The sequence below is a fragment of the Paractinoplanes ferrugineus genome (assembly GCF_016862195.1).
In the GTDB taxonomy this organism is placed as follows: domain Bacteria; phylum Actinomycetota; class Actinomycetes; order Mycobacteriales; family Micromonosporaceae; genus Actinoplanes; species Actinoplanes ferrugineus.
Genome location: NZ_BOMM01000014.1, coordinates 76133 through 101874, shown reverse-complemented (window position 1 = coordinate 101874; position 25742 = coordinate 76133). Strand labels below are relative to the sequence as shown.

Below are 25742 nucleotides of genomic sequence, written 5' to 3'. Positions count from 1 at the left end.
CGATCTCCTGCTCGAGGAACTTACGTCGTACATGTACGACGTACATGTACCTCGTATATGAACCTGTACGTCGTATGGTTGTCAAGTGGCAGCCGAGCGATTGAGCAGGGTGGCAGTCGCCGAGCGCGCGTTGCGCCTCGGCGATGAAGAGGGCGTGGAGGCCATCACGATCCGTCGGCTCGCGCAGGAGCTGGGCGTGACGCCGATGGCGCTGTACTGGCACTTCAAGAACAAGGACGAGCTGCTCGCCGGCATCGTCGACCACGCGCTGTCGAGCGTCCGGGCCGACCGGTCCGCCGGCGACCCATGGCAGAAGCAGTTGCGCGCCATGGTCGAGGCGCTCGTCACGGTGATGCGCGAGCATCCGTTGCTGCCCGAGCTGATGCACGCTGTCGCCAAGGACGAGGGGGAGAGCTTCCGGCGCGCCGGCGACGACGCGCTCGCCCTGCTCACCACGGCCGGATTCGGCCTGCGGGAGGCCTGGTGGGTGGCGACCTACCTGCTGAACGCGGCGATCGGGATGGTGCAGGGTCAGCCCGACTGCCCGGCGAACGTGCCGCCCGGGGCGGCCCCCGAGTGGCGCCGGCGGAAGCGGCTGATGCTGGAAAGCCTGCCCGCCGACCGGTTCCCGATGATGGTGGCTTTCGGTGCCACCTACGCGACCGCGCTGGACAGCGAGCGCTACTACGCGTTCTGCGTCGACCTCGTGATGGCCGCGGTGGAGGCGATGGCACCCGGCGCGGCGTAACGTCGGGGTCGTGACGCGAGTCGACTTCTATTTTGATCCCGCCTGCCCGTTCGCCTGGATCACTTCCCGCTGGATCGTCGAGGTCCAGCGCCAGCGCGAGATCGACCTCAACTGGCACATCATGAGCCTCTACGTCCTCAACGAGGGCCGCGACGTGGACGAGTGGTACCGCGACCTGCTCGACCGATCGCTCGGCACGGTGCGGGTGGTCACCGCCGCCGCCGCGAAGCACGGGGAGCAGGTCTTCGCCGACCTCTACACGGCCCTCGGCACCCGCATCCACAACCAGGGCAACAAAGACTTCGATGTAGTGATCAATGAGGCCCTCGCCGAAGTCGGCCTGCCCGCCGAGTTGGCCTCCGCCGCGACGAGCGACGAATTCGACGAAGAGTTGCGACGCAGTCACCACGAGGGCATGGACCCGGTCGGTAAGGACGTCGGTACGCCGACCATTCATATCGATGGAGTCGCCTTCTTCGGGCCGGTGCTTTCCAGCATTCCGCGGGGCGAGCAGGCACTGAAGGTGTTCGACGGGGCGGTCGCGTTGTCGTCGTACCCGGACTTCTTCGAGTTGAAGCGCACGCGCACCGGTGGCCTCAATTTTGACTAACTAGGACAAATTGCCCAGGACTTCGACAGGTTTGATGCGGCTGAACTCCCGTTTATGATCATTTGCCGTACTCGATACCGGTGGCCGATGCCGCGGGACGGGTGGGCGGCCAGGTGGGGCAAACGGTTGCGCAGCAAGGGGAAAACCGGTCGAAGCCCGCTCCGCAGGTACCGCGGCGGGAAACGGTCAGTCCTTTCTGTGGCGCAAATCGGTACAGGTGCCCTTCCCAATCATGAATGGGTATCGCGACACCGTAGTGTGGCTCCCGGTTGCCATCATGAAATGGCTGTGCTGGAGAGGACCCGGGCTCGGTGCAACAGGTGGATCGCACAATCAGCGTCGTGATCTGTAGTTATGCGGACTGGCGTTGGGACGATTTCCAGCGTGCCTGCGTGTCCGTCGACAAGCAGCTCACTGAAGGTGACGAACTGGTGGTCGTGATCGACCACAACGACGGGCTTCTCGAGCGTGCTCGCGCCGAGTTCCCCAACGCCCGGGTGGTGGCCAACGCCGGCCGCAAAGGCCTCTCCGACGCCCGCAACACCGGCGTCGAGACCAGCCGTGGTGACGTGGTCGCGTTCCTCGACGACGACGCGGTCGCCGCCCCCGGCTGGGTGGCCGGCCTGCGCGAGGCGTTCGCGCCGGACGAGGTGGCCGTCGCCGGCACCCTGGTCCGGCCCAACTGGGAGGGCGGGCACAAGCCCACCTGGTTCCCGGAGGAGTTCGGCTGGGTCGTCGGCTGCAGCTACCGCGGCCTCCCCGAGGTCAAGACCACCGTCCGCAACCCGATCGGCGCGTCCATGGCGGTGCGGCGCACCATCTTCGGGAAGGTGGGCGGGTTCTCCGACGCCATCGGCCGGGTCGGCACCAAGCCGGTCGGCTGCGAGGAGACCGAGTTCTGCATCCGGGTCTCCGCCCACGATCCCAACTACCAGGTGGTGTTCGACCCCTTCGCCGCGGTCGACCACTACGTGCCCGCTGGGCGGCAGACGATGAAATATTTCGTCAGCCGTTGCTACCACGAAGGCCGCTCGAAGCGCATCGTCTCGCTCCTGCAGGGGACGACCGCGGGCCTGTCGTCGGAGCGACAGTACGTCCGGGTGACGCTGCCGTCAGCGGTCGTCAAAGGTGTCGCCGGCTCGTTCCGGCGTCCGTCCGGACTGCTCCGCGCCGGCGTCGTGGTGATCGGCCTGGGCAGCACCGTCCTTGGCTACGTGGTCGAGTCCTTGCAGCGAGGACAGGTCACCGTTTCCCCAACCTAAGTCGTGCCCGCTGACGAGGGCACCTCGTGGGCAACTCGCCGATCCGTCTGCCGTCGCGTCCGCGACAGGCGGCCGGGGGCACTCGGCGACATGTCCGGCCCTCGTCTCACTAGCCGAAACTGGAGCAAGGCAACCGTGGACGCAACACACCCCTTCCGGTTCAGCATCATCGTTCCCACCTACAACAGACGAGAAATTCTGCTCGACTCGGTCGCCTCGATCGCCGCCACCGACCGGCCCTGGCCGTGCGAGCTGATCGTCGTGATCGACGGCTCCCAGGACGGGAGCGCCGAGGCGCTGCGGGCCCTCGACCTGCCGCTGCCGCTCACCGTCGTCGAGCAGGAGAACCAGGGTGCCGCCGCGGCCCGCAACACCGGCGCGCTGGCCGCGCGAGGTGAGCTGCTGCTGTTCCTCGACGACGACATGGTCGTCGAGAAAGACCTGATCACCGAGCACGAGAAGACGCTGATGGCAGGGGCCGACGCCTCGGTCGGACACATGCACATCGACAAGCGCTCGCCGCGCAACCTGATGACCCGCGGCGTCGAGCGGTGGGCGGCACAGCGCCGCGCGCGGCTCGAGAAATCCGGCGGCAAGCTCGGCATGAGCGACTTCCTCACCGGCCAGCTGTCGGTACGCGCCGACTACTTCCGCAAGGTGGCCGGCTTCGACGGCGGGATCACCGCCGACGGCACGTTCGGCGGCGAGGACACCGACCTCGTCTACCGCCTGCTGCAGAACGGCGCCAAGCTTCAGTTCAGCGCCAAGGCGATCTCCCACCAGCGGTACGTCGTACCGGCCGCCAAGAGCATCCGCCAGTGGGAGCAGGCCGCGCACGCCGACGTCGCGCTGTCGCACAAGCACCCCGGCATGGGCACCATGCTGTACGCGAACTACGCCGGCGACTCGGTGATCGGCCGGCTCACCCGGACCCTCGCGGCCCTGCCCGCCGGCGTGTTGAAGCCGGTCCAGGAACGGGTGACCAAGCGGGTCGACAACGGCCGGATGGACACCGCCACCGACGCGGTCTTCACCATGCTGCGCCGCGTCGCCTACTGGCGCGGTGTGCGGTCCCGCGGCGGTTACGACATGGCCTCCGACGCGGGCGTACGAGTGGTGGCCTACCACGGTGTCGAGCAGGTCGACGACCCGCGCATCGGGCAGTACAGCGTCGCGCCGGAGCTGTTCGAGAAGCAGATGGACGCGCTGTCCGGCGCCGGTTACACCTTCATCACCGGGAACGACCTGCTCGAGCACCTGGACGGGCGGCCGCTCAAGCCGCGCAGCGTGCTGCTCACCTTCGACGACGCCTACGAGAGCCTGCTGACCCACGCCGCACCGATCATGGCGCGGCACCAGGCACCCGGCATGATCTGCGTGGTCAGCGACGAGCTCGGCGGCTACAACTCCTGGGACGCCGACTCGGGCGCGGTCAAGATGCCGCTGCTCAGCACGGAGCAACTCGACCACATGCGGCGCACCGGCTGGGAGATCGAGTCGCACACCCGGCGGCACGCGCATCTGCCCCAGCTGAACCCGGCCGCGCTGGCCGACGAACTGGCCGGCTCGCGCGACGAGCTCGACCGGGCCGGATTGGGCACCCCCCGGTTCATCGCCTTTCCCTTCGGCGAACACGATCGACGCGTACGCTCGCAGACGCGCAAGGCCGGTTACTCGGCCGCCTTCGCGCTCCTGACCGACGGTGCGTACCCCGCGAACGGGAACCGCTATGCGCTGCCCCGGGTCGAGGTGCAGCGCGACACCACACCGGAGAAGCTGCTCCGCCAGCTCGACGCCCCGGGGCGGATCGGCCGTGGCGACACCCTCCGGCGGGAACTGATGGGCCTGGCCAGCGGGGTGCTCGCCCGCGTACGGCGTACCCCCGAGCACAGCCACTCGGTGCACAGCCACTCCTAGGACACTGACGGAGCCACGTTGACTCTCCCGACCGTTCGCACCGGTGTCTGGTGCTGCGACTTCGAGCTCTCCGGCGACGGGGCGTTCAGCTCGATGGTGCCCGCCCGCGCCGAGACCAGCATGCGGGTGCTGGTGCGCCTGCACGGTGAGCCGCTCGGCTACCTCACCCTCGGCCGCACCGGCACCGACCGGGACGCCGCCGCGATCCGCGAGGCCGCCTGGGCGGAGTACGCCGATTTCCTGGTGGAGCACCTGACCGCCGAGGGAACCGCGGTGCCCGAGGTGGCCGAGCGCGACGGCTGGCACCCGCCGGTCCAGCCGGCGAGTTGCCCCAACCGGGTCGAGGCCACCGACCTGGTGTCGGTCGTGGTCTGTACCCGCAACCGGAGCGAGTCGCTGCCCGACTGCCTCGACCGGCTGGCCGCGGTGACCTACCCGAACGTCGAGTTCATCATCGTGGACAACGCGCCCAGCGACGACTCCACCGAACTCGTGGTGAAGCGCTACGCGGCCGAGGACGAGCGCTTCCGGTACGTCCGGGAGTCGCGGCCGGGCCTGTCCCGCGCCCGCAACGCCGGGCTGGCCGCCGCCACCGGCCGCTGGCTGGCCTATACCGACGACGACGTGGCGGTCGACAGCGGCTGGATCCACGGCCTGGTCCGCGGTTTCCAGCGCCGGCCCGACGTGGCGTGCGTGACCGGACTGGTGTGCACCGCGGCGATCAGCAACGGCTCCGAGGCCTACTTCGACGCCCGGCTGGCGTCCTGGTCGACCCGGTGCCGGCCGCAGTTCTTCGACATGTCGATGCGGGCGAAGCACGGCGTGCTCTACCCATTCTCGCCGGGCATCTTCGGCACCGGCGCCAGCTTCGCGTTCGACCGGGAACGGCTGGTGCGGCTGGGCGGGTTCGACGAGGCGCTCGGCGCCGGCACGCTCACCCGCGGCGGCGAGGACCTCGACATCTTCGTCCGGGTGATGCTCGACCACGGCGCGATCGCGTACGAGCCGTCCGCCGTCGTGTGGCACCACCACCGGGCGGACGAAGCGGCCCTGCTGCGCCAGATGTACGGCTATGGCACGGGTTTCACCGCGTACGTCACCAAGCTTCTGCTGTCCCCGCACACCCGTGGTGAGGTGTTGCGGCGGGTGCCGGCCGGTCTGGCCAAGATGGTCCGGATCAAGCGGCAGACCGACCAACGCCTCAACGACAACCCGGTGCCGACGCCGGCCGGCGCGATGCGTCGCGAGTTCACCGGCTACCTGACCGGTCCCGTGCTCTATGTCCGTGCACGGAGGGCGGTCCGCCGCGAACTGGTCAGTTCGTGACGACAATCGCTACCCGACTTCGCCGCAACAAAACCCAAGTAAGGTCAGCTGGATGACGGACGTGTCGGCCGGCAAGAGCGAGGAGAAGAACCACCTCGCTCAGCTCTTCGGCCGCGACTCCATCTATCTCGTGGTCTGGGCGATCCAGCTCCTCTGTTCCGCCCTGTTCACCCCGGTGCTGACCCGCATCCTCAGCGCGGGCAACTACGGCACGGTCCAGTCCGGCATCGCGATCATGCAGGTGCTCTTCATCTTCGCCGCCCTCGGCCTGCAGGCCGCGGTGCAGCGGGAGGACTCCGGCAACGACAACCTGCTCGGCGCCCGGCGGCTGGTCGGGTTCGGCGTGGTGGCGGCCAGCGCGATCACCTTCACCGCGTGGTCCACCGTCGGGCTCTGGGCCGGTGCGATCGGCCTGCACGACGGCCACTACGAGATCAAGATGGCGGTCGTCTGGGCCGGCGCGTCCGCGGTCACCAACACCTCGCTGGGTCTGCTGCGCAGCCGGGACCGGCTGGTCCCGTTCGTCGTCGTGGGCCTGATCCAGTCGGTGGGCGGCCAGCTGGTCGCCCTGGCGCTGTGCAAGTTCCTCGAGCCCACCGCCGAGAACTACCTGCTCGGGCAGACGATCTGCCAGGTGCTGGCGATGCTGATCGCGCTGGCGATCTTCCCGCCCGCGTTCTTCTGGGTGCGGCACTTCGACTTCCTCGGCCGGGCGCTGCTGTTCGCGCTTCCGCTGGTGCCGTCGACGCTCTCCACGTTCGTGATCGAGAGCTCCGACAAGCTGGTCATCAACGCGATGCTGGGCAGCGAGTCGGTGGCGCGATATCAGATCGCCTACAACATCGCGAGCATGCCGATGCTGCTCCTGGCGGTGCTCAGCTCGGCCTGGATGCCCCGCTTCTTCAGCCTCAACGAGCCCGGCGAGCGGGCCAAGGTGCTGCGTGACAGCCGCGACGCGCTGAGTCGGCTGATGGTGCCGGTGGTCCTCGGCTTCGCGTTCGGCTCGCCGCTGATCCTGCGGTTGTGGGTGCCACCCTCGTACCGTCCGGATGAACTTCAAATGGTCGTCGCGGTCGTGCTGATCACCGTGGTGCCGTTCGCCGCGCAGCTCGCCGTGGTCCGCACCCTGATGACCTACGGCCGCACCGGATCGATCGCCCTCGTCAACTTCCTCGGCGCCGGCCTCAACCTCGCCGTCAACCTGGTGCTGGTCCGGCACTTCGGGCTGATCGGCCCGGCCGCCGCCACCCTCGTCGCGTTCACCGCCCTGTGGCTGATGTTCGCCTGGGTCGGCCGGGACATCTCGCCCGGCCGCGCGCCGATCGAGCTCCTCGCCCAGCTGGGCGGCGCGTGCGCGGTCGCCATCGCCATCGCCCTGATCCCGGAGAGCCTTCCGGTGATGATCGCCCGCGCGCTGCTCAGCGTCGGCGCCGTGGTCTGGTTCGTGCTGATCTTCCTGAAGATCAGGCAGTCGCCGGTCGACGAGCCGATGATGGTCGAGGAGAGCGTGACGACTCTGATGCCGGCCATCACCGAGACCATCTCGTTCTCGGCGCAGGTGCCGGTGCGGATGCCGGCGATCGGCCGGGCCACGGTGCGCCGGCCGTCGAACATCGAGCAGACCGCGAAGATCTACTACGGCGGACGGTACGTCACCCGGCTCTGACCGACGGCTATGAACGTCAATGTACGCGACCTCGCACCGTCAATCGAAGCGCTGATCAGACGGGGTGCGGTCGCCGATTCGCCGGGCCTCGCCGACTCCGTGGTCGGGTTGTCCGACCTTTCGTCCGGATCGCACTCCCGGTGCGATCTCGCCCCGGCGGATCGACGACCCTTGGGCTCATGAACGGCTGGCACGCCCAAGTGCTCTCGCATGAACGACGTGGTTCCGACGTCGCTGTCTTCACCTGTCGAACGGGCGAGCCCCTGCCATTCCACGCGGGGCAATTCGTGACCATCGAATGCCCGTACCGGCCGTGGCAATCCCGGGCGTACGCCATGGCCAACGCACCCCGGCCGGACCGGGTGCTCGAGTTCCACGTGCGGGCCGACGGCCCGGCCGGAGTGTCGGCCGCCCTGGTCGGCCGGCTGAAACCGGGCGACATGCTGCGGCTCAGCGAACCCCACGGCACTCTCGCGCTCGACCACTTCTCCCGCCGCGACGTGGTCCTCGTCGCCGGCGGCACCGGCCTCGCCCCGGCCAAGGCCCTCATCGACGAACTGACCCGGGTCAACCGCACCCGCTGGATCCACCTGTTCCGCGGCGCCCGCCGGCGCAGCGACTTCTACGACCTCAAGAGCATCGACGCCCTGGCGGACCGGCATCCATGGCTCTCGGTGATCCGGGCGACCAGCGACGAACCCGATGAGAACGGCGACCAGGCCACCGTCGACGACCTCCTCGCGCGCCACGGACCGTGGCCCGACCACGACTTCTACATCTTCGGCTCGAACCCGATGATCGCCGCCACCCTGCGCCGCCTCGACGAGCTCGGTGTCGCCGCCGAACGAATCCGGCACGGGGCCCACCCGCGCGCACACCAAGGAGTAGCGAATCGGTGACACAATGTGGACATGGCGGTGACAAGTGTCGATGGACGTCGCACCACGACCGTTGTGCGCCTCGCCTTCGTCGCGCTCGCCTTCGTCGCCCTGATCCTCGGATACATCGGGCTTGATACCTACTTCGTCGAACAGCGGCTCGAGGGGCACACCTTCCTCAACGTCGCCTACTTCGATCTCCAGCTCTTCGTGCTCGGCTCCGACCCGCTGCAGAACGCCACCTCCCTGCCGCCGACTTTGCAGGTCGCCCGCTTCGCCGCCCCCGCGGTGACGCTGTTCGCGCTGGCCGAGGCGGCCCGGTTGCTGCTGTCCACCGAGTTCAGCCGGTTTCGCACCCGTCGGGCCCGAGGGCACGCGATCGTCTGCGGCGACTCGACCGCCGCCGCCACCCTGGCCCGCAACCTGGCGAGAGCACAGCGTCGCACGGTACTGATCCGCAGCCGGCCGATCGGCCCGCTGGCCACCCGCCGCGAACATCTGCTGAGCGTCACCGGCGACGCCACCGACCCCGACGTGCTGCGCGGCGCCGGCGCGGCGCACGCCAACGTCATCTACGCGTGCACCGACGACAGCGCCACCAACGTGGCCATCGCTGCCGCGGCCGGCCGAGTCATGGGCGACGACTCGGTCGGCACGGCGGTCTACGCGCAGATCCACGACCCCGACCGGGCGGTCGCGTTGCAGGCCCGGCGGCTCGGCGTGGACGACGCGCCGGGCCTGCGGCTCGACTTCTTCAACCTCGACCAGCTGGCGGTGCAGGTGCTGCTCGCCGACCGTCCACTCGAGCCGGTCAGCGGTGCGATCCCGCGCCTGCTCGTCGCCGGGGACGCGCCGTTCGCCCGGGCCCTGCTCGTCTCGCTCGCCCGCGACTGGCGCCTGCGGCGTACCGGGCCGGCGAAACGGATCGTTGTCGACTTCGTCCGGCCCGACGCCCCGGCCGCCCTGAAGTTGCTGCGCTCCCGCTATTCGATCCTCGACCAGGCGTGCACGATCACCGCGTACGACACCGACGTGCACACCCTGCTGGCCGAGCGTCCATCGCTCACCTATGACGACGCCTACCTGTGCTACCAGGACGAGGAGTACAGCCTGCAGGTGGCACTGACCGCCTACGAGCTGTGGCACCGGGTCGCCGGCACGGTCCTGGTCCCGGTCGACCGCCTGGCCGGCCTGACCGACGCATTCGGCGACGAACACGGCCGCCGGCTCCTCGACCAGGTGCACGGGAAGATCAAGCTGTTCCCGAAGCACGCCGCCGCTTGCGACCCCGACCTGATCGCCGAAGACCTGGTCGAACGCTTGGCCCGGCTGATCCACGAGCGCTACGTGGTGGCCTGCCGCGAACACCCCGACGAGCCCACCGACCCGGCCGCCCTCGTCGAGTGGGCCGCCCTCGACGAGGAACGCCGAGCCTCCAACCGCTCCCAGGCCGACTCCATCGGCGCCAAACTCCGCGCGATCGGCTGCACGATCGTCGCGCGCAGCGGCCCGGGCGAGTTCACCCTGTCCACCGAGGAGATCGAAGACCTCGCCCAGGCCGAACAGCAGCGCTGGGCCCGCGAGGCAGCGGCGGCCGGCTGGCGGTACGGCTCCGTCCGCGACCCCCACGCACGCCGTACGCCCTACCTCCTGGACTGGGCCGAGCTACCCGACGAACGCCGCGAGAAGGACCGCTCCGCGGTACGCGACCTGCCCGCCATCCTGGCCGACGCCGGCTTCCAGATCGTCCGGATCGCCGACCCCCAACTGGGCCGCACCGCCGAGCTCGTGTGACTCAGGTGGGCGGTGGCTCGATGTCGCACTCCAGCCGCATGCCGGCCAGGGCCGCCGCCACCTCGGGGTGATCCGGCCCCAGCAGGGCGGTCAGGCGCTCGACGGGCTCGCGACGTGAACTGTTCTGGTCCAGCGCCAAGTTGGCGGCACATGCCCACGTCTCCGGGTGATCGTCGCCCCGCACCTGCCGTAAGCGCTTCAGCGTTGCCGAACCCAGCGCGACGGCGTCCTTCTGCAGGTGATGGTGCGCCAGGTCGTTGGCGAGGCCGATCGCGGTGGCCAACGTGTGCGGATGGTCCGGACCCAGGATCCGGCTGGTCTGCTCGTACGTCAGCTCGTCGATGTTGTACGCCTCCCGCCACTGACCTAGTGCCCGTAAGGCGACAGCCAGATTTGTTGACGCGGCCAGGGTGAGTGGGTTCTCCGCCCCGAACAGCCGCCGGTATCGGTCCAGAGCCTCGGTCGCCAGGCGGCGGGCACCCATCGCGTCCCCCACCGCTCGCAGGGTGTTCGCATAGGTCATGATCGAGGCCAGCGTCAGGTGGTGATCTGGCCCGTTGAGGCTCTGGCAGGTCCGGTAGTTGGCGGCAGCGGTTCGCAGCGCCGCATCGACTCGACCGAGCTTCCGCAGCGCGACCGCCAACGCTTGCTGGACCAATGCGATCTCACTGGCGGCGCGTCGCCCCCGATGCTCGGGCTGGGACCGAACCGCGTCGCTGAACCGGCCGAGGCCGAGCAGGTCCCACATCTGATTCCGCATGGCCACGAGCGTGCGTTCGTTCTCCGCGCCGACGGCTCGGCTGAGCGTGCTCACCAGCGCCGCGTCGTATTCGAGTGCGGCCGCCGGCTTACCGAGCAACCGGAGGTTGACTGCGAGGTTGCCGGTAGCCTCCGTCGTCCTCACATCCTCCGGACCGTGCAACCGGCGCAGAGCTTCGACCCGGCGGCGGTCCTCCTCGAAGGCCTTCTGATATTCGCCGGCGAGCCGTAGATAGAACGCAAGGACGTTGGCCGTCTGAAGCGTGTCAGGGTGGTCGGGACCGTATGCGTCGCTGGTCCGAAGTACCTTCAAAAGATCAACGATCATGTTGCGCGATAGGTTGTACGACCCCAGGGAGCGCAGCGCGTTGGCGAGGTGACGGGTGGCCCGCGTGGTGAGTCTGTGCTCCGGACCTAACTCGCTGTCGGCCCGCCAGGCATCGACGGCGAGTCGGCACAACTTGGCTGAGGCCTCGAAGTCGCCGATTCGCTCCAGATAACGAATCTGATCGAGCACGGCCTCCCGCGCCGGCATCTCCGGGGAGCGGAGAGCATCGGAGGTGACCAGGTGTGGCCCGATCTCGCTGTGCTGAGGCCATGTCCGCGAGTCGTCAGGGTTTTTGGGGTTCACCTCGACGAGGAGCCGATGGACATCCAGGCGACGAACGTAGGCCTCCTGCTCGCTCAGTCTTTCCCGAACCATGACCTGCACGAGGCGATGCATCTGAAGCTGTTGTCCGTCGCTGCTCACTTGCGCCAGCCCGTACCGGCCCAGTTGTAGAGCCAACCTGGTCAGTTCCTCGGAGCTGTAGAGCGACCGGCCTAAAGGGAGCGTGACCTCGGCGCCACGGCCGGCGTGCAGCAGATAGATCGGTACTGGGGAGGGGGCCATGAACGCCAGAAGCTCCAGAAGCTGGGAGGCCGCGACGGACTCCGCCCGGAGACGTCCGGCAGCGACATTCACAAAGGTGGCAACGGTGGTGGTTCGCGAACCTGGTCGCAGCCCCGCAGCCAGCAACTCGTCGAGGTGCTCGGCGAATAGGCGCAGGTAGTCCGCCAGGGGCATGCCGGTCGCGGTCTGCATCGCACACACCTGGTCGACCGCGAGCGGAAGATCGCCGAGCTGCTCGGCCAGGGTGTCGCAGTCGTCGGCCGGCGCGGTCACCCCCCACTCGCGCATGAAGGCGATGCTCTCGTCGCGGGAGAAGACCCCTACGCTGAACGGGGTTCCGGCCGCCGACGCCCAGGCATAGTTGCGCGACGTGACGAGCACTTGGCCGCCGGCCGCGGGAAGAAGCGTGCTCAGGTCTTCCGGTTGATCGGCGTTGTCGTAGATGAGCAGCCAGCGCAGTGCACTTTCCTCGAGCGCGGCAAGAACGTCCCGGACGATCTGCCGCATGTCGTTGGAGAGGCTGATCCCGAGCTGGTCGCCCAGCGCCGCGAGGGCTGCGATCGCCTGCGAGGGTTGTTCGGCCGGCACCCACCACAGCACGTCGTACTCGGCTGCCCAGCGGGCGACGTACTGCAGGGCGAGTTGCGTCTTTCCTACGCCTCCGAGGCCGACCAGCGAGAGCGGCATCCGGTTCGAGCCACTCAGCACGGCTCGGATCTCGGCGAGGAGCCGCTCACGTCCGGTGAAGTGCCGGGCCGGGGCGGGGACATTGGTCAGCGTCGCACCGGGGGCCGGAGCCGGGCCGGCCGGGACCGGCGCCGGTCGCTGAGACGGGACGAAGTCATTCCGTACCCCGGCCGGTACCGTGCCATCGAGACCGTCGTCGTCGGCGGCGAGCCAGAGTTGATGGAAGCGACGAACTTCCCGATCGGCGTCGAGCCCGCTTACCGACCACTCGGCCAACTTCCGCACGACACACTCGACCTTCACCCACTTCGGCAGGCCGGTTCCTCGAAGCATCGCGCTGATCGTCTCGTGGCTGACTGTGTCGCGCAGGGACTCGTCATCCCGGATCGCGATGCTGACCCGGCGGGCTCCGGGCTTTCCGGCGTCTCGGTGCAACTCGTGCAAAGCACGGACAAGTTCCGCCAAAGGGCTGTCGGGGACAGGAGCCGGCCGAGGCGCTCTCACCACGATCAAAGTCCCCCGTTCGCCGGCGCGAGCCGTCAACAATCGTCAAATTCTGCCAACCGCTAGAAGTCCATTGGAAGTCCTCGAGTCAAAAGTCGTCAACTTGTGCCTGGGCTTGACAGAAGGTCAGCAGGCAGTCATCGGCTGAACGACGATAAAGGCGTGGTTCGATCCTGCAACTATGTTTCCGAGTGCGTGCCGGAAGGAGGGACCGATGACCTCTGTTGATCAACCGATGCGGACGCGTGAATTGCTGGCCAAGGAATTCGCCCAGCTCGGTGTACGTGCCGGGGATGTCGTACTGGTACACAGCTCGATGCGATCCATCGGCTGGGTCTGCGGCGGTGCCACCGCGGTCGTTCAGGCACTACTCGACGCGGTGGGGCCGAGCGGAACGCTTGTCGTGCCGGCGCAGACGCCGGAGAACCGTGACCCGTCCCGATGGTCGCATCCGACCGTCCCGCCGGAGTGGTGGGACGCGATTCGCCAGCATCTGCCGCCTTTCGAGCCGGCTCTGACACCCAGCCAGACCATGGGTTCAGTGGCCGAGCGGGTTCGCACGTGGCCCGGCTCAGCCCGAAGTGAACACCCGCTGACCTCCTTCGCGGCCGTGGGCCGCCAGGCCGGCGCTCTGATGGCCGAACATCGGCTGACCTCTCTGCTTGGCGACCACACACCGTTGGCCGCGCTGGAGGATGTCGGTGCCAAGATCCTTCTCGTCGGCGTCGGGTTCGATAAATGCACCGCATTCCACCTGGCCGAGTCGCGTTTGCCGAACCTGCGGGTCGTCGAGATGACCGCCCCGGTGCGAACCAGAAACGGCCGTGAGTGGGTAAGCTATAAAACGCCCGGCCTCGATGATCACGATTTCGGTGACCTTGGCGCCGCGTATGAGGCGGTTGGTGACAGAGACGGCTCTCTCTGCCGAGGGATGGTCGGCGCAGCGTTGAGCCGTCTATTCCCTATTCGCGAGGCGGTTCGTTTCGCGGAAAGCTGGTTGGCTCCCCGGCGACCCGTGTGCCCGAATCCCCGTCGCGGCACGGGCAACGAAAGCGAGAAGCGATGACGTCACCGCACGCCCCCACCATCGAGACCGGACTTCTGCGCGTGGCTGACCTGCCACTCCATGAGCTCCTGGCCTTGCGCAAGGGTGGCGACTCGGCGCTTGATCACTGTCTGCGCCGGCTGTCCGAACGCGATGCCTCCGAAGAGCAGGAGAGCGTCGCAGCCTTCAACGCCGCGCCACTGCGGCGTTCCTGACGCCATGGTTGTCACCAAACTCGGGTTGCCACGAGGCAGGTCCGGGCCGGCTGTCCCCGCCGAGCCGTTCCGCCAGTTCATCGTCAAGGTCCACAGTCGGTGCAATCTGTCTTGCGACTACTGCTACGTCTATCACCACGTCGACCAGAGCTGGCGCGATCGCCCGATGGTAATGAGTGCCCGAACCATCGCGGCGCTTGCCGAACGGATCGGTGAGCACACAGCGGCCCACCAGCCCAGGAAGATCTTTCTCGTGCTCCATGGCGGGGAGCCCTTGCTTGCCGGTCACAGTGTCATTGACGACGTCATCTCGTCGGTGCGGGCGCAAGTACCCGGCAGTACCGAGATCGATGTTTTGCTGCAGACCAACGGCACCTTGATCGACGACGATTTCATCGAGGTGTTCCGGCGGCATCAGGTCGACGTCGGGGTCAGCCTCGACGGTGGCAGCGAGGCAACGAACCGGCACCGGCGTTTCGTCAGTGGACGACCCAGCTTCGATCTGGTCGAGGCGGGCATCGCGCGTCTACGCGCGGCCGGGGACGTTTGGACCGGTCTGCTCTGTGCGGTCGACCTGGACAACGACCCGATCCAGGTGTACGAGGATCTGCTGGCCCTCGGGCCGCCGAGCATCGACCTGCTGTTGCCGCTGGCCAACTGGGTCTATCCGCCGCCCGGCCACAACCCGGCGGCAACTCCATATGCGGAGTGGTTGATCCGCGTCTTTGACCGGTGGTTCGACGCACCCGTCCGCGCGACCGGCATCCGGCTGTTCGAGTCGATCATCATGCTGGCCCTCGGCGGCGCCAGCGATACCGAGGCGGTCGGACTCAACTCGCCGGCAGCGATCACCGTCGAGACGGACGGCAGCCTGGAAGTCACCGATGCGTTGAAGACCACCGCCCCCGGGCTGGGCGCGCTCGGGATGTCAGTGCATGATCACTCGCTCGACGAGGCCGCTGCGCACGTGGCCGTCCGCGCCACTCACCGGATAGTCGCGAATCTGGCGACAGGGTGCCAAATTTGCCCGGTGCAGGCGGTGTGCGGCGGCGGGCAGTACTCCCATCGGTTCGGGACTGACGGCGGTTTCGCCCATCCGTCGGTCTACTGCCGTGATCTGTATCGCCTGATCGATCACGTCCGCGGACGGGTCCGCGAGACCTTCGAGGACCGGGAAGGGCGCTGAGTTGCGGGAGTACGCCCTTACCGACCATCAGTTCCGCAGTCTGGCCGAGGGCGGCGGTTCCCCGGACGCCATCGACCTCCTGGCCGAGGCTCAACTTTCAGGCCGACGTCTACGCCTGCTCGCAATCGCCGAGAACTGGGACGCCTTGCCGCCCGCACTCCAGGATGCGCTCTCGCTTGTGATCCAGATCGACCAGACATCGCCCCAGGCCGGGCTCGACCTGCTGCGATATCCATTCCTTGGTGCCTGTTTAGCTCCCCTGTTGGCGGCGTTGCCCGCGGTGGCGTCCCGCGACCAGCAGGCCGCCCTCCAGGTCGCGGAACAGCTGGGATCTCTGGCCGCCGCCACCGCCATCGCTGCGGGCATCCCGTTCGAGATCGTGCTCACCTGTTCTGGTCGCGATCTTGTACTTCCCCGAATCGGTACGGCGATCGGTGTCGGCCCGGCTCAGGTCCGTGTTCAGTTCGACGGAGCCATCGTGATGGTCGGGCAGACTCTTGAGCTTTCGATTCCCGCCGACGAGCCGCGCTGCGGTTGGCGTCCTGCCCACCTTGTCCGGCTGTCCAACCACACGCTGGAGATCGTCGACACCGACCCACTCCGAGCGCGCTTCCCCGAGCCTCCGCGGGACGCTTTTTCCTCGGCTGACCGGGCCTCATTTGATCGCCTGGTGCGGGACGCGTGGCAGATCCTCGACGACGACCAACCGGAGCACGTGCGGGCCATGCGGACCGCCCTCCGGGCGCTGGTCCCGTTGCGTACGCCGGCGGACGCTGCCCAGGTCAGCGCGTCGGTCCGCGGTTGCTTCGGGGCGATCGGAATATCGGTGCCTGGAGATCCGGAGGTGATGGCGGAACTGCTGGTCCACGAATTCCAGCACGAAAAGCTTGGGGCTCTGCTCGACCTCGTCGACCTCTGTTCCGACAGCGACGATCGCCGATATCACGCACCCTGGCGTCCGGACGCCCGGCCAGCGAAAGCTCTGGTGCAGGGCGTCTACGCGTTTGCCGGGGTCGCCGGCTTCTGGCGGGCCCGCCGGTCTTCCTTTCGCTACTACTCCTGGCGTGAGCACGTGAGCTACGCGCTGGACCAGCTGCTTGGATCAGGCGAGCTGACTCCGGTAGGCGTCCAGTTCTTCCGTGGGCTGGACGCGACGCTCGCCTCATGGCGCAGCGAAGACCCGACGCCGCCGGTGGCCCAGCTTCATTCTGCTGCGCTGCACGTGGCGTGGAGGCTCACTCATTACCGTCCGGCATCGGACGACATCGCCACCATCGTCGCGACCTGGCCCTCGAAGCTGCCTGCTAACTCCTGGGCGGCGCCCGCCGTTGCCGAGAGCTCGATTTCGAGCGAGCCGGCTGGGCTCCTTGACGGCCGGGGTGCCGTCAACCGCGACGGCACGTCCGAGGCCGAACGAGCAATCCTCAACGGCGAGCCGGCATATGCCCTAAGTCTCCTACCCTCACCCGGTAGCGACCGCGAATGGACTGCGGCCGCCGTTGCCCTGTATTCGCGGGAGGGTCAGGCCGCGATCGCATATCGGAGGCCGGACGTGTTGAGGGCCGTCTTCGAACAGCTCGAGGCCCAGGGGCAACGACCCGATCTGGTAGCCCTCCACACGTGGTTAGGGTCGCGCTAGATGCTGAATGGCGCGATGTCCTGATCGATGCGCTGCCAGTCGCGGGCGGCGGCCGTCCGTTGATGATGTGCGCCCAGTTTGTCCTCGAGCATCATGAGCGCTTCGTCCCGCCGGCGGCTGGCGGCGCTCTGGTCGATCTCGCGGTGACTGATGGCCCAGTTGACCGTGGCGATGAGAACGGTCGGGTGGGAATCCTTGAAGACCCTGCGGGCGCGTTGTAGTACGCCGGTGTCGGTCTCCTGGACCTGACGGAGCGAGCCGTCCGCGAAGTGGGCGTTGGCCAACGAGATCATCGCCGCGAGGGTGTAGGGGTGGCCCGGCCGGAACAGGTTGTCGAGGAGACCGAATGTCTGTTCCGCCAGTGCGAGCGCGCCGTGCACGTCGCCGGACAAACGCCGGAAGATGGCAAGGTCATTTCCGGCGGCGATGGTGTCAGGATGCTGCTCGCCTCGCGTCTTGCGGAAATCGTCGTAGACGTCCTCGCCGATCTCCCTTGCTTCCCTGATCCGTCCCTCCGCCCAGCGCACGTCCGCCTGCTCCAGTCGGCCGGTGAGGGTAACCCGATGGTGGCGTCCGAGAACCGTGCCGTCGCGTCCGACGGTGTCGTCGATGACCGCCGCCGCCTTCGATACCTCGTTCAGACGACGCAGGGCGACCGAGTAGGTCACGGCGGCGCGCAGGGTACGAGGATGGTCCTCCCCGTAATCCGCCCGGTAGGTCTCGTACGCCTCTTCGAGAAGGTTGCGGGCGGGAACGAGTTCGCCCAGCTCGATCAGATCGGTACCGAGATTCTCATTCGAGCCGAGGGTGAAGAAGGATCTAGGGCCGAGCACCTCCCGGCGACGGCGGAGCGTGTCGCGGTCTCGGCTGGCGGCCTCGTCGAAATCACCGACGAAGCGCAGGGAGACTCCGAGGTTACTGGCCGCGTTCAACGTCTCGGGGTGATCGTCGCCGTACACCTCACGGAAGCCTCGGAGGGTCCGCTCGTCGAGGCTGACCGCCTTCTCGTATTCGCCGCGGGCGCGAAGGTCCGCACCGAAGATGCTGGCCGTCGAGAGGGTGTAGGGGTCATCGTCGTCCAGGGTGCGGCGCAGTCGTTCGAGGCTGTCGGCGTTCATCTCGTATGCCTCAGCCTCGTGACCCTGCTCGCGCAGAACCAGGGCCAAGGTGCGCTTGAGCCGCAGCGCCCACACGTCGTCGGCGCCGAAACGGGGGAGCCACTCCTTCAGGGTGGCCTCGGCCAACTCCCGGCAGCCCTCGTAATCCCCGCGCATGAAGAGGTAGCGCGTCATGTCGATGATGAGCTGGCGGGTCTCCGGGCGGTCGGAGGTGAGCGCTCCGCTGGGCTCGAGGTGCGGGCGGATAGCCTCGTAGGCCTCCCGGTTCTCGAGGTTGTCCGGGTTTCCCCGTTCCGCTTCTGCCAGCACGCTCTGGATCTCCTGTTTTCGGACAGACTGCTCCGCCGGTGCGAGCCGAGACCGGACGATATCCTGCGTCAGCCGGTGAACAACGATGCCACGCCTGCCCGGTGCCGGTTTCCCTTCGTTCGTGCCTGCATCGACCCGGGCAAGCCCGAGCCGCCCGATGTCCTGGATGAGCGACCCGTGTCGTGCCGGGTCGTACATGCGCTGGTCAATCGGGGCCAACAAAGTGGTTAGCTGTTTGTTACTAATCATGCGATAAGGGATTACTTCGGGCGCCATGAATGCAAGAAGTTCAATCAGACGGGTGGCTGCCGGGCTGGTGTGCGTCAGCCGCTCGTAGGCCACCCCGACGGTGGAGGCGACGGTCTGGTTGTAGATCGCCGGAGCACTCTCGCTCATCGCCTCGGCGGTGCTGCGGTCGAGCAGATCGAGATAGTCCGGGACCGCCATCGCCGTGCTGCCGAGCCAGCCGCCGGCCTGTTCCAGGGCCAGCGGGAGATCGCCGAGACGGCCGGCGAGCTGATCCGCGTCGGCGGTGCTGAGGTTCGGAACGCGCCGGCTGAGCAACTCGACGCTCTCGCCTCGCTTGAAGACTCCCACATCGATGGAGTCCAGCTCGTTGGCCCACTGCGGGTTCCGGGAGGTCACCAGCACGTGGCCCGGACCGGACGGGATGAGGCCCTCGAGATCCGCGGGTGCGTCGGTGTTGTCGAGGACGACCAGCCACCGGCGGACCGGGACGGCGCGCCGGAAGGCTTCCAGAACCGCGGCGATCTGCTCCTCGACGGTCCCGCCGGGCAGGGACAGCTTGGTGGCGATCTCGGCGAGGGCGATCCGTACCCGGCTGGGCTGGGCCGCGGAGATCCACCAGACGCCGTCATAGCTGGCGGCGAACCGGTAGACGTACTCGAGCGCGGTCTGGGTCTTACCCACCCCGGGCAGGCCGGTCAGGGCCAGCCGAGCGCCGCTCGCCTCGCTGCTGAGCAGGCGGTTGCGGATGCTCTCGATGACTCCGCCGCGGCCGGAGAAGCGCGGATTGCGGGTCAGGCCGACCTGGAAGAGCGGTGGAAGGTCGGCCGGATAACGCACGTCACCCGGTTCCGGCCGGCCGCTCGGCAGGCTGACGGTGTCGAGGGTCAGCGTGGTCGAGACCGACTCGAGAACTCGGTCCTCGCTGGCGCCCATCACATCGACCAGCACGCGCGACGGCACTCGGCTCTCGCGGGGCGTCGCGTCGACTCGCAGGACCGCGACGAGGTTCTCCTGACCCTGCGCGATCCGGTCGCGGGCGGTCCGCAGCAGTCGCAGGCCACCTTCGCGGGCGACGAGATCTCGGGAGTAGATCACCAGGAGGTGGTCGATGGTGTCGAGGTCCGGCACGGACTCGCGAACGCTCTGCAGGATCACCCGATGGGCGGAGCCGCGCAGACGGTCGCGCAGCCATTCCGCCCAGATGCGGTCCAGCGGGGCGTAGGCCACCATGATCGTCCGCTTCTCCTGCGGCACGGACTGCTCGAAGGAGCGCAACACCCGCTTGCGGTCGATCTCCGGCACGACCGCCGCCGGGCACTCCGTGCCGGCAATGCGAGAAGCCAGATTGACGTACGGGGTGAGCAGCCGGCCGTTCTGCTGGGTGGTGTCGCCGAAGACCGCCAGAATCTCCTCGTACGCGTAGTACGGCAGGTACGGGACCTCCACGCTGTTCCAGTACTCGTCGGCGGTCTGGTCGCCCAGGAAATCGAGGTACGGCTCGAAGCTGCGCCGGGAGAACACCCGACCGCGTTCGAGTTTCGCTTTCTCGCCGTCCTCGATGCGGGTCGGCACCGGCAGCACCGTTATGTCCGACGCCAGCTTGCGGATCGTCGCCGTGACAGCCGCGGCTCCGTTCACGCTCTGCGTGTTCAGCGTGAAGCAGTTGACCACGGTGTCCGGCAGATAAACCGTGCAGATGCCGCCGGTGTCGCTCGTGCCGGTGCGGCTGTCGATGAGCACGTAGTCGTAGTGGCGCGCCATGTCTTCACGCAGTGCGTCCAGGAGTTGACGACCCTGACGCACCCGCCAGAACGAGTCCCAGTCGAACGTGCTGACCGCTTCCGCGTAGCCCAGGTCCTGCCGCCCGGCCGGCACGAAGTCGAGCAGACCGCCGCGTGGGAAGTCCCATTCCAGCGAGGCGGCGTACTCGTGGATCTGGACCGACGCCTCGGAGGCGTCCGGCGTGTCTTCCAGCCGCAGGTTCACCTCGGAGTGCTTGCGGATGAGGTCGAGGATGCCCTCGGAGCTGCGCAGGCTCTTGTCCCGCAGGAACGGGTGGAAGTAGCGGTGCAGACCGGGCGACTCGAGGTCCCAGTCGATGGCCAGCACCTTGTAGCCGTTCGTCGCCAGCAACCACGCGACGTTGGCAAGTGCCATCGTGCGACCGGTGCCGCCCTTGTACGAATAAAAGGTGATGATCCGGCCGGCGGGGCCGCTGTCGGCGCTGACACTCATCGAGGGTCCTCAGGGAGATTGGCGTTGAGGATGGGCCGGTCGACGAGGGACGACGACCGTCGGTTCGAGTGGCGAACCTTTGCCGCACCATTGCCGGCCGAAGGCCGGGGTGCGGGCATGGAGGTGAAGGCGGAGAGGATCTCGTCGAAGCCCGGTCGAGCCGCTGTCGCGGCCACCGGCACTGCCGTGGCGTGCTGGAACACGCGCTGAGCGAGCTTCTGCACGAAAGACTTGTAGTCGTCGCCGTGCCTGCCCTCACGAATCAGCGCACGCAGCTTGACCTCTTCGTACTTGGCTCCGAAGGACGTTTCCTTGAACTGATAGGGCTGCGCGATCGCCGGCACCGTCATCGGAATCCACAGCAGCGGAATGATCGACGAGTCCTGCGATTCCGGTCGTGCGTCCTCGTCCAGCCGGGAGGCGAAGACCGACCACTCTTTGCCGCACGCCTCGCTCTGGAAATACTTCGGACTGAGGATCGGAATGAATACCTGAGCCGTGCTCAGGTTGTCGACCAGCGTCCGGGACCACCGTTGACCCAGCCGGAGCGACGCGTCGCAGAAGCCGGCGGTCTCGTCCCGGCTACCGGCGAACATCAGCACGTCATGGTTCAGATCGCGATAGAAGCGATCGACATGCTGGTCGTCGTCGCCGAAAGGGTCGTGGGCGTAGCTGATGAAAAACAGGGGAGGCGTGACTGACGATCCCACGTGCCTTCTCCCAAGGACGATTGATCGTAAGTAGTCGATCACTCAGTGTACTTTCCCGGCGCCATCACGGACCACGAAGGATGGGCCGCTCGACGATCGGCTCATCCGTGGCCGGCCTGGTGCTGTCGGTACGGAAAAGTCGGTTACGCGCCTCCTCCAGGACCCCCGCGAGATCGGCGTCGAACGCGTCCGCCGTGGCGATGTCCCGGTGCAGGAGAGTCTGCGACTGCTTCCAGCTCTGCTTGAAGGTGCTCCGGAGTCCGAACCGGAGTTCCGCGACGTTCTCCATCGACTCGCGATCGGTGCGGCTGGCCGGGACCATCACGACGGCCTCACCGAGCCCGCGACGATCGATCTCGGCGAGAATGTGCTGATAGGCATCGAGCTGGGTCAGCCACCAGTCACACAGGATGACCACGATCTCGTGCGAGGCGCGGGCATGCTCGATGCGGTCGAGGACGTCGTCGAGGGCGGCCACTTCGCCCCGCAACGCCTGGTCGGCGGCGAGCAGGCGAGCGCGGGTCGCCAGCGACTCGGGATCGTCCGGAAGGTAGGGCGCCCAATCCCGGGCCTCGGCTCCGTAGTAGGCCAGGTTCTTGCGGACTTTGTCCATCTCTTCTCGCGATGCCGCAGCGATGATGATGTGCACGCGGGGATCGCTGCTGGACGCCGAGAACGCGTCGGGCACGGACGCGAAATCCGTCACCGGTTCGGCGGCCGGCGCGGGAGTGGACTCGCCGATGGCGACGATCCGATGGGCCAGATCGTCGAGGAAGGACTCGTATACCGAGCGGAGGCCCCGCAACCGGATCAACTGCCGCAACCCGCGGGGGCCGCCGGCCGACGGCGCGGTCAGCGGCGTGCCCACGAGCTCCGGGACCGCCGCGAACCGCGGGGCCGTGGCGTCGACGGCCCAAGCGACCGGGAGCATCGCGGACCGGTCGTCGCCGGGCGCGAACCGTCTGGCGAAGATCTCCCATTGTCGGCCGCAACTCGCATTGCGAAAAAACCGAGGTGATATCAGTGCCACGAAGACATCGCACGAGGCCAGCCGCAACAGCATGTCGGACGGCAGGGTCGTATCCCTATTTCCGACGGTGCCGAGAAAAGACAGATCCGCACCATGATCGGAACTGGCGGCCGAGACTCGGCTTCGAAGATCATCAAAAAACTGCCGAACGTACGGATCGTCGTCGCCGGCCGCCGAACTCAGAAAGAAATTCGGCACTACAGACCCCCGGCTCGTTGACGACGCCTGGACTGCCCTAGCGTAGCGACAACGGCACACAGCGCGAAAGACGAGCCGTTGCCAGGTTTGGACATGGAAGCCTCTTTCGCCGGTCACCAGGTCGACAAGCGCGGCGTGTGGGGATGCGCCGGCGCGGTTGCCGATTCTCGGCTACCCCCCGGCTGGCACGCACTGACCGACGGACCCCGACGAGGGTAATGGCTGGCACCGCACCGGGACAATCCCGAAACCGAGTCGTTTTACAGTGTCCTCCGGCCGTGCAAGTCCTGCTTGACGAAAAGGTGCTGCATGGCTCGGCGTGTCCGTCCGCAAACAACTGACCTGCCGAAATGCGACACCTTTTCGGTTCCTCGATCGAGCTCGGACCGGCACTGTCGGGCCGGTGTAAGCACGTGCTCATGGAATAGACCTTCCTATGTAGGGCCCGCCGGTGGGGGACTGCGCCGTTGGGGGTAGGCCCGACATTCCTGCCTCGATCGGCGATCGTCAGCCTCTACTGTGGACAGAAGCCGCTCGGTGGTCGCGGGTCTGCCCAGCTTGTCAGAGCCGAAGTCAATTCCGGACCGAGCGACGTGTTCGGCCGCCGGTGAGCAGTCGACGGCGTCGTGGAAGTAGCCGGCGAGGGCCGACCGGAGTGACCGTCCCGCCGCCGCCGCGGTCAGCGCGGCATCCGCCACGTGCGTGAGGTCGTCGAGCACCAGAGCGTCCCGGACGCAGGCAGCCGTCCCGATCCGCGCAATCGGTGATCGCCTCTAGTTCAGCGGGGTATGACTGAGTCATGGACATCCTCGTAGCCGGCGGCCACGGCCAGGTCGCCCTCCGCCTGTTGAAGCTGCTCGCCGCCGACGGGCACACCGCGCGTGGCCTCATCCGCAAGCCCGAGCAGGCCGAGGCCCTGACGGCCGTCGGAGCTGTGCCGGTGCTCGGCGACCTGGAGAACGAGCCGTCCCTCGCCCCCTACGTCAAGGGCGCCGACGCCGTGGTCTTCGCTGCCGGGGCCGGCCCGGGCAGCGGCACCGCCCGCAAGCGGACGGTCGACCTCGGCGGCGCGATGAAGCTCGCCGACGCGGCCATGGCGGAGCGGGTGAGCCGCTACGTCATGGTCTCCTCGATCGGCGCCCAGGATCCGTCGAGCGGCGGCCCGAACATGCAGCCCTATCTCGAGGCCAAGGCCGAAGCCGACGCGTACGTGGTGGCCAGCGGGCTGGACTACACGATCGTCCGACCCGGCAGCCTCACCGACGACCCCGGCACCGGCCTGGTGACAGTCACTCGGGAGCTGGGCAACCGCGGCCCCGTCCCGCGTGACGACGTCGCCGCCGTCCTGGCCGCCTGCCTCGGCACGCCGGCCACGATCGGCGTCACCTTCGAGCTGTTCACCGGCGACACCCCGATCGTGGACGCGCTGAACCTCTAGGCACTCGGGTCGGCACCTACAGGTGGGCGGTCAGTACCCGGGCCTCACCGCGCAACTTCTCGGCGCGGTCCGGGTATCCGGCCTCGTCGTACTGCTCGGCGGCGGTCTCCCGTTCCGTCACCTCGTCCCGCACGATCTGCTCGACCTCGTGCTCGGTGAGCGTCCGGCGGGCCACCTCGGTAGCGCCCACCCCGATCGCCACCTGCTCGATCGCGAGGCCTCCCGGCGCGCTCCCCGCGGGCTCCACTGCCTCGGCATTGTCGATCGCCGCCAGGGTGGCGCGGAGCGCCGACGTGGCGGTCTGGTCGCGGGCCTTCATCGCGGCCGGCAGCGCCGTCCGGAGCCGGTGCCGCAGCGAGCTGTCTGTCATGCTCGCGACGGTAGCGACCACGCAGCCTCCACGGCATCGGTTTTCGCTGACTGTTCCCAACGTCGCTATGGAGTTGTCGTGTCGCCGAACTCCCGTCGGCAATGTGGTAGCAGCGCGTCAAGCGCCGGGCTAGAGCGCGGCCGCCACACGAGAGCGAGCAGTGCCGGAACGTCAACTCCGGTGATCGGCACGGACACCAGACCAGGGTGCACCGATGCCATCGACTCGCTCAGCACAGCGACTCCCATGCCGCGCGACGCCAGCTCCGCGACAGCGCCGGGTGCCGACGCGACCAGCACGACATCAGGAATCAAGCCCGCGGTCACACACGCCTCATCGAATGAGGAGCGGATGCCGGTCCCCTCGGGCAACGTGACCAGAGGATAGGACACCAACTCGGTCAGGGGTAAGCCCGCCGGCCCCACCACTGGCGAGTCGGGCGGGACCAGGGCGATCAGTCCCTCGTCGGCGACCACCAGGGCGCCCAGGTGCGGGGGAACAGCGCCGGCCACGCCGACCAGCGCGAGGTCGGCGGTTCCGGCGATCACTGAAGCGATCAGGTCGGCGGAGTTGCCCTCGACGAGTTCGAGATCGAGCGCCGGATGCTCGCGGTGGAAGGCGGCCAGCGCGGCGAAGAGCGGGGTGATCTCGCAACCGGTGACCATGCCGACCGTCAGCCGGCCGCGGACGAGCCCGTTGATCTCGTCGATCGCCTCCCGCAGGTCGGCCGCGGCGTCGAGCGCCACCCGGGCGTACGGCAGGGCAGCCGCGCCGGCCGCGGTGAGCCGGGCGATCCGGCCGGACCGGTCGAGCAGCTCTGCCCCGAGTTCCGTTTCCAGGGCCTTGACCTGCGCACTAACGCCCGACTGGCTGATGTGCACCCGCTCGGCGGCGCGGGTGAAGTTGGCCTCCTCGGCGACGGCCAGGAAGTATTCGAGCTGCCGGAGTTCCATAACC

Annotated in this window: 19 protein-coding genes; 13 read left to right on the top strand and 6 right to left on the bottom strand. The window is 67.9% G+C overall.

What is annotated here, in order from left to right; genetic code table 11:
- Positions 1-85: 85 nt before the first annotated feature.
- From Afe05nite_RS10045 to Afe05nite_RS10010, 8 genes are all read left to right on the top strand, one after another.
- Positions 86-748 carry a TetR/AcrR family transcriptional regulator gene (locus tag Afe05nite_RS10045; RefSeq protein WP_239117693.1) on the top strand — a complete coding sequence of 221 codons (663 nt, stop codon included), beginning with the start codon at positions 86-88 and terminating at the stop codon, positions 746-748.
- Between the two features lie 10 nt (positions 749-758).
- Positions 759-1358, top strand: a complete 600-nt coding sequence (locus tag Afe05nite_RS10040) for a mycothiol-dependent nitroreductase Rv2466c family protein (protein WP_203816724.1) — start codon at positions 759-761, stop codon at positions 1356-1358.
- Positions 1359-1669: 311 nt separating this feature from the next.
- Entirely contained in the window at positions 1670-2620 is a 951-nt protein-coding gene (locus Afe05nite_RS10035; RefSeq protein ID WP_307835629.1) for a glycosyltransferase family 2 protein, read from the top strand.
- Between the two features lie 135 nt (positions 2621-2755).
- The gene (locus Afe05nite_RS10030) at positions 2756-4537 is read left to right on the top strand and encodes a glycosyltransferase (protein WP_203816722.1); all 1782 of its coding nucleotides are present in this window, start codon (positions 2756-2758) and stop codon (positions 4535-4537) included.
- 18 nt (positions 4538-4555) lie between these two features.
- Positions 4556-5863, top strand: coding sequence for a glycosyltransferase family 2 protein (locus tag Afe05nite_RS10025; RefSeq protein WP_239117691.1), 1308 nt, complete (start codon positions 4556-4558; stop codon positions 5861-5863).
- A 52-nt stretch (positions 5864-5915) separates the two neighbouring features.
- Positions 5916-7529, top strand: coding sequence for an oligosaccharide flippase family protein (locus Afe05nite_RS10020; protein ID WP_203816721.1), 1614 nt, complete (start codon positions 5916-5918; stop codon positions 7527-7529).
- Positions 7530-7708: 179 nt separating this feature from the next.
- Positions 7709-8428 carry an FAD-binding oxidoreductase gene (locus Afe05nite_RS10015; RefSeq protein ID WP_239117690.1) on the top strand — a complete coding sequence of 240 codons (720 nt, stop codon included), beginning with the start codon at positions 7709-7711 and terminating at the stop codon, positions 8426-8428.
- 12 nt (positions 8429-8440) lie between these two features.
- Positions 8441-10201, top strand: coding sequence for an NAD-binding protein (locus tag Afe05nite_RS10010; protein WP_203816719.1), 1761 nt, complete (start codon positions 8441-8443; stop codon positions 10199-10201).
- 1 nt (position 10202) lies between these two features.
- Here Afe05nite_RS10010 and fxsT (Afe05nite_RS10005) read toward each other — a convergent pair whose 3' ends face one another.
- Positions 10203-12815 carry an FxSxx-COOH system tetratricopeptide repeat protein gene (gene fxsT / locus Afe05nite_RS10005; protein WP_203816718.1) on the bottom strand — a complete coding sequence of 871 codons (2613 nt, stop codon included), beginning with the start codon at positions 12813-12815 and terminating at the stop codon, positions 10203-10205.
- Positions 12816-13257: 442 nt separating this feature from the next.
- Between fxsT (Afe05nite_RS10005) and Afe05nite_RS10000 the strand changes: the two genes are divergently transcribed.
- From Afe05nite_RS10000 to Afe05nite_RS09985, 4 genes are read left to right on the top strand one after another with little or no spacing between them, the layout of a single operon-like run.
- Positions 13258-14109 (top strand): AAC(3) family N-acetyltransferase, encoded by an 852-nt coding sequence (locus Afe05nite_RS10000; protein ID WP_203816717.1) that lies wholly within the window; start codon positions 13258-13260, stop codon positions 14107-14109.
- The gene (locus Afe05nite_RS09995) at positions 14106-14303 is read left to right on the top strand and encodes an FxSxx-COOH-like cyclophane-containing RiPP peptide (RefSeq protein WP_203816716.1); all 198 of its coding nucleotides are present in this window, start codon (positions 14106-14108) and stop codon (positions 14301-14303) included. Before Afe05nite_RS10000 ends, Afe05nite_RS09995 begins: the two co-directional genes overlap by 4 nt.
- 4 nt (positions 14304-14307) lie before the next feature.
- Positions 14308-15489: an FxsB family cyclophane-forming radical SAM/SPASM peptide maturase gene (locus Afe05nite_RS09990; protein ID WP_203816715.1), complete on the top strand. Its 1182-nt coding sequence runs from the start codon at positions 14308-14310 to the stop codon at positions 15487-15489.
- A 1-nt stretch (position 15490) separates the two neighbouring features.
- Positions 15491-17128, top strand: coding sequence for an aKG-HExxH-type peptide beta-hydroxylase (locus Afe05nite_RS09985; protein ID WP_203816714.1), 1638 nt, complete (start codon positions 15491-15493; stop codon positions 17126-17128).
- On the opposite strand, the gene fxsT (Afe05nite_RS09980) is transcribed toward Afe05nite_RS09985, so the two are convergent.
- The 3 genes from fxsT (Afe05nite_RS09980) to fsxC are packed head-to-tail and all read right to left on the bottom strand — an operon-like array spanning position 17125 to position 22680.
- Positions 17125-21039 carry an FxSxx-COOH system tetratricopeptide repeat protein gene (gene fxsT / locus Afe05nite_RS09980; RefSeq protein ID WP_203816713.1) on the bottom strand — a complete coding sequence of 1305 codons (3915 nt, stop codon included), beginning with the start codon at positions 21037-21039 and terminating at the stop codon, positions 17125-17127. The two genes, Afe05nite_RS09985 and fxsT (Afe05nite_RS09980), sit on opposite strands and share 4 nt — an antisense overlap.
- Positions 21036-21791 carry a TIR-like protein FxsC gene (locus Afe05nite_RS09975; RefSeq protein WP_203816712.1) on the bottom strand — a complete coding sequence of 252 codons (756 nt, stop codon included), beginning with the start codon at positions 21789-21791 and terminating at the stop codon, positions 21036-21038. The genes fxsT (Afe05nite_RS09980) and Afe05nite_RS09975 overlap by 4 nt, the downstream gene beginning before the upstream one ends.
- A 22-nt stretch (positions 21792-21813) precedes the next feature.
- Positions 21814-22680, bottom strand: coding sequence for an FxsC protein (gene fsxC, locus Afe05nite_RS09970; RefSeq protein WP_203816711.1), 867 nt, complete (start codon positions 22678-22680; stop codon positions 21814-21816).
- 1096 nt (positions 22681-23776) lie between these two features.
- Here fsxC and Afe05nite_RS09965 point away from each other — a divergent pair.
- Positions 23777-24415 (top strand): SDR family oxidoreductase, encoded by a 639-nt coding sequence (locus Afe05nite_RS09965; protein ID WP_203816710.1) that lies wholly within the window; start codon positions 23777-23779, stop codon positions 24413-24415.
- A 16-nt stretch (positions 24416-24431) separates the two neighbouring features.
- Here the strand turns inward: Afe05nite_RS09965 and Afe05nite_RS09960 are convergent, their stop codons facing one another.
- The gene (locus Afe05nite_RS09960) at positions 24432-24785 is read right to left on the bottom strand and encodes a GatB/YqeY domain-containing protein (RefSeq protein ID WP_203816709.1); all 354 of its coding nucleotides are present in this window, start codon (positions 24783-24785) and stop codon (positions 24432-24434) included.
- 65 nt (positions 24786-24850) lie between these two features.
- On the bottom strand, positions 24851-25738 hold the full coding sequence (locus Afe05nite_RS09955; protein WP_203816708.1) for a LysR family transcriptional regulator: 888 nt from the start codon (positions 25736-25738) through the stop codon (positions 24851-24853).
- Between the last annotated feature and the right edge of the window lie 4 nt (positions 25739-25742).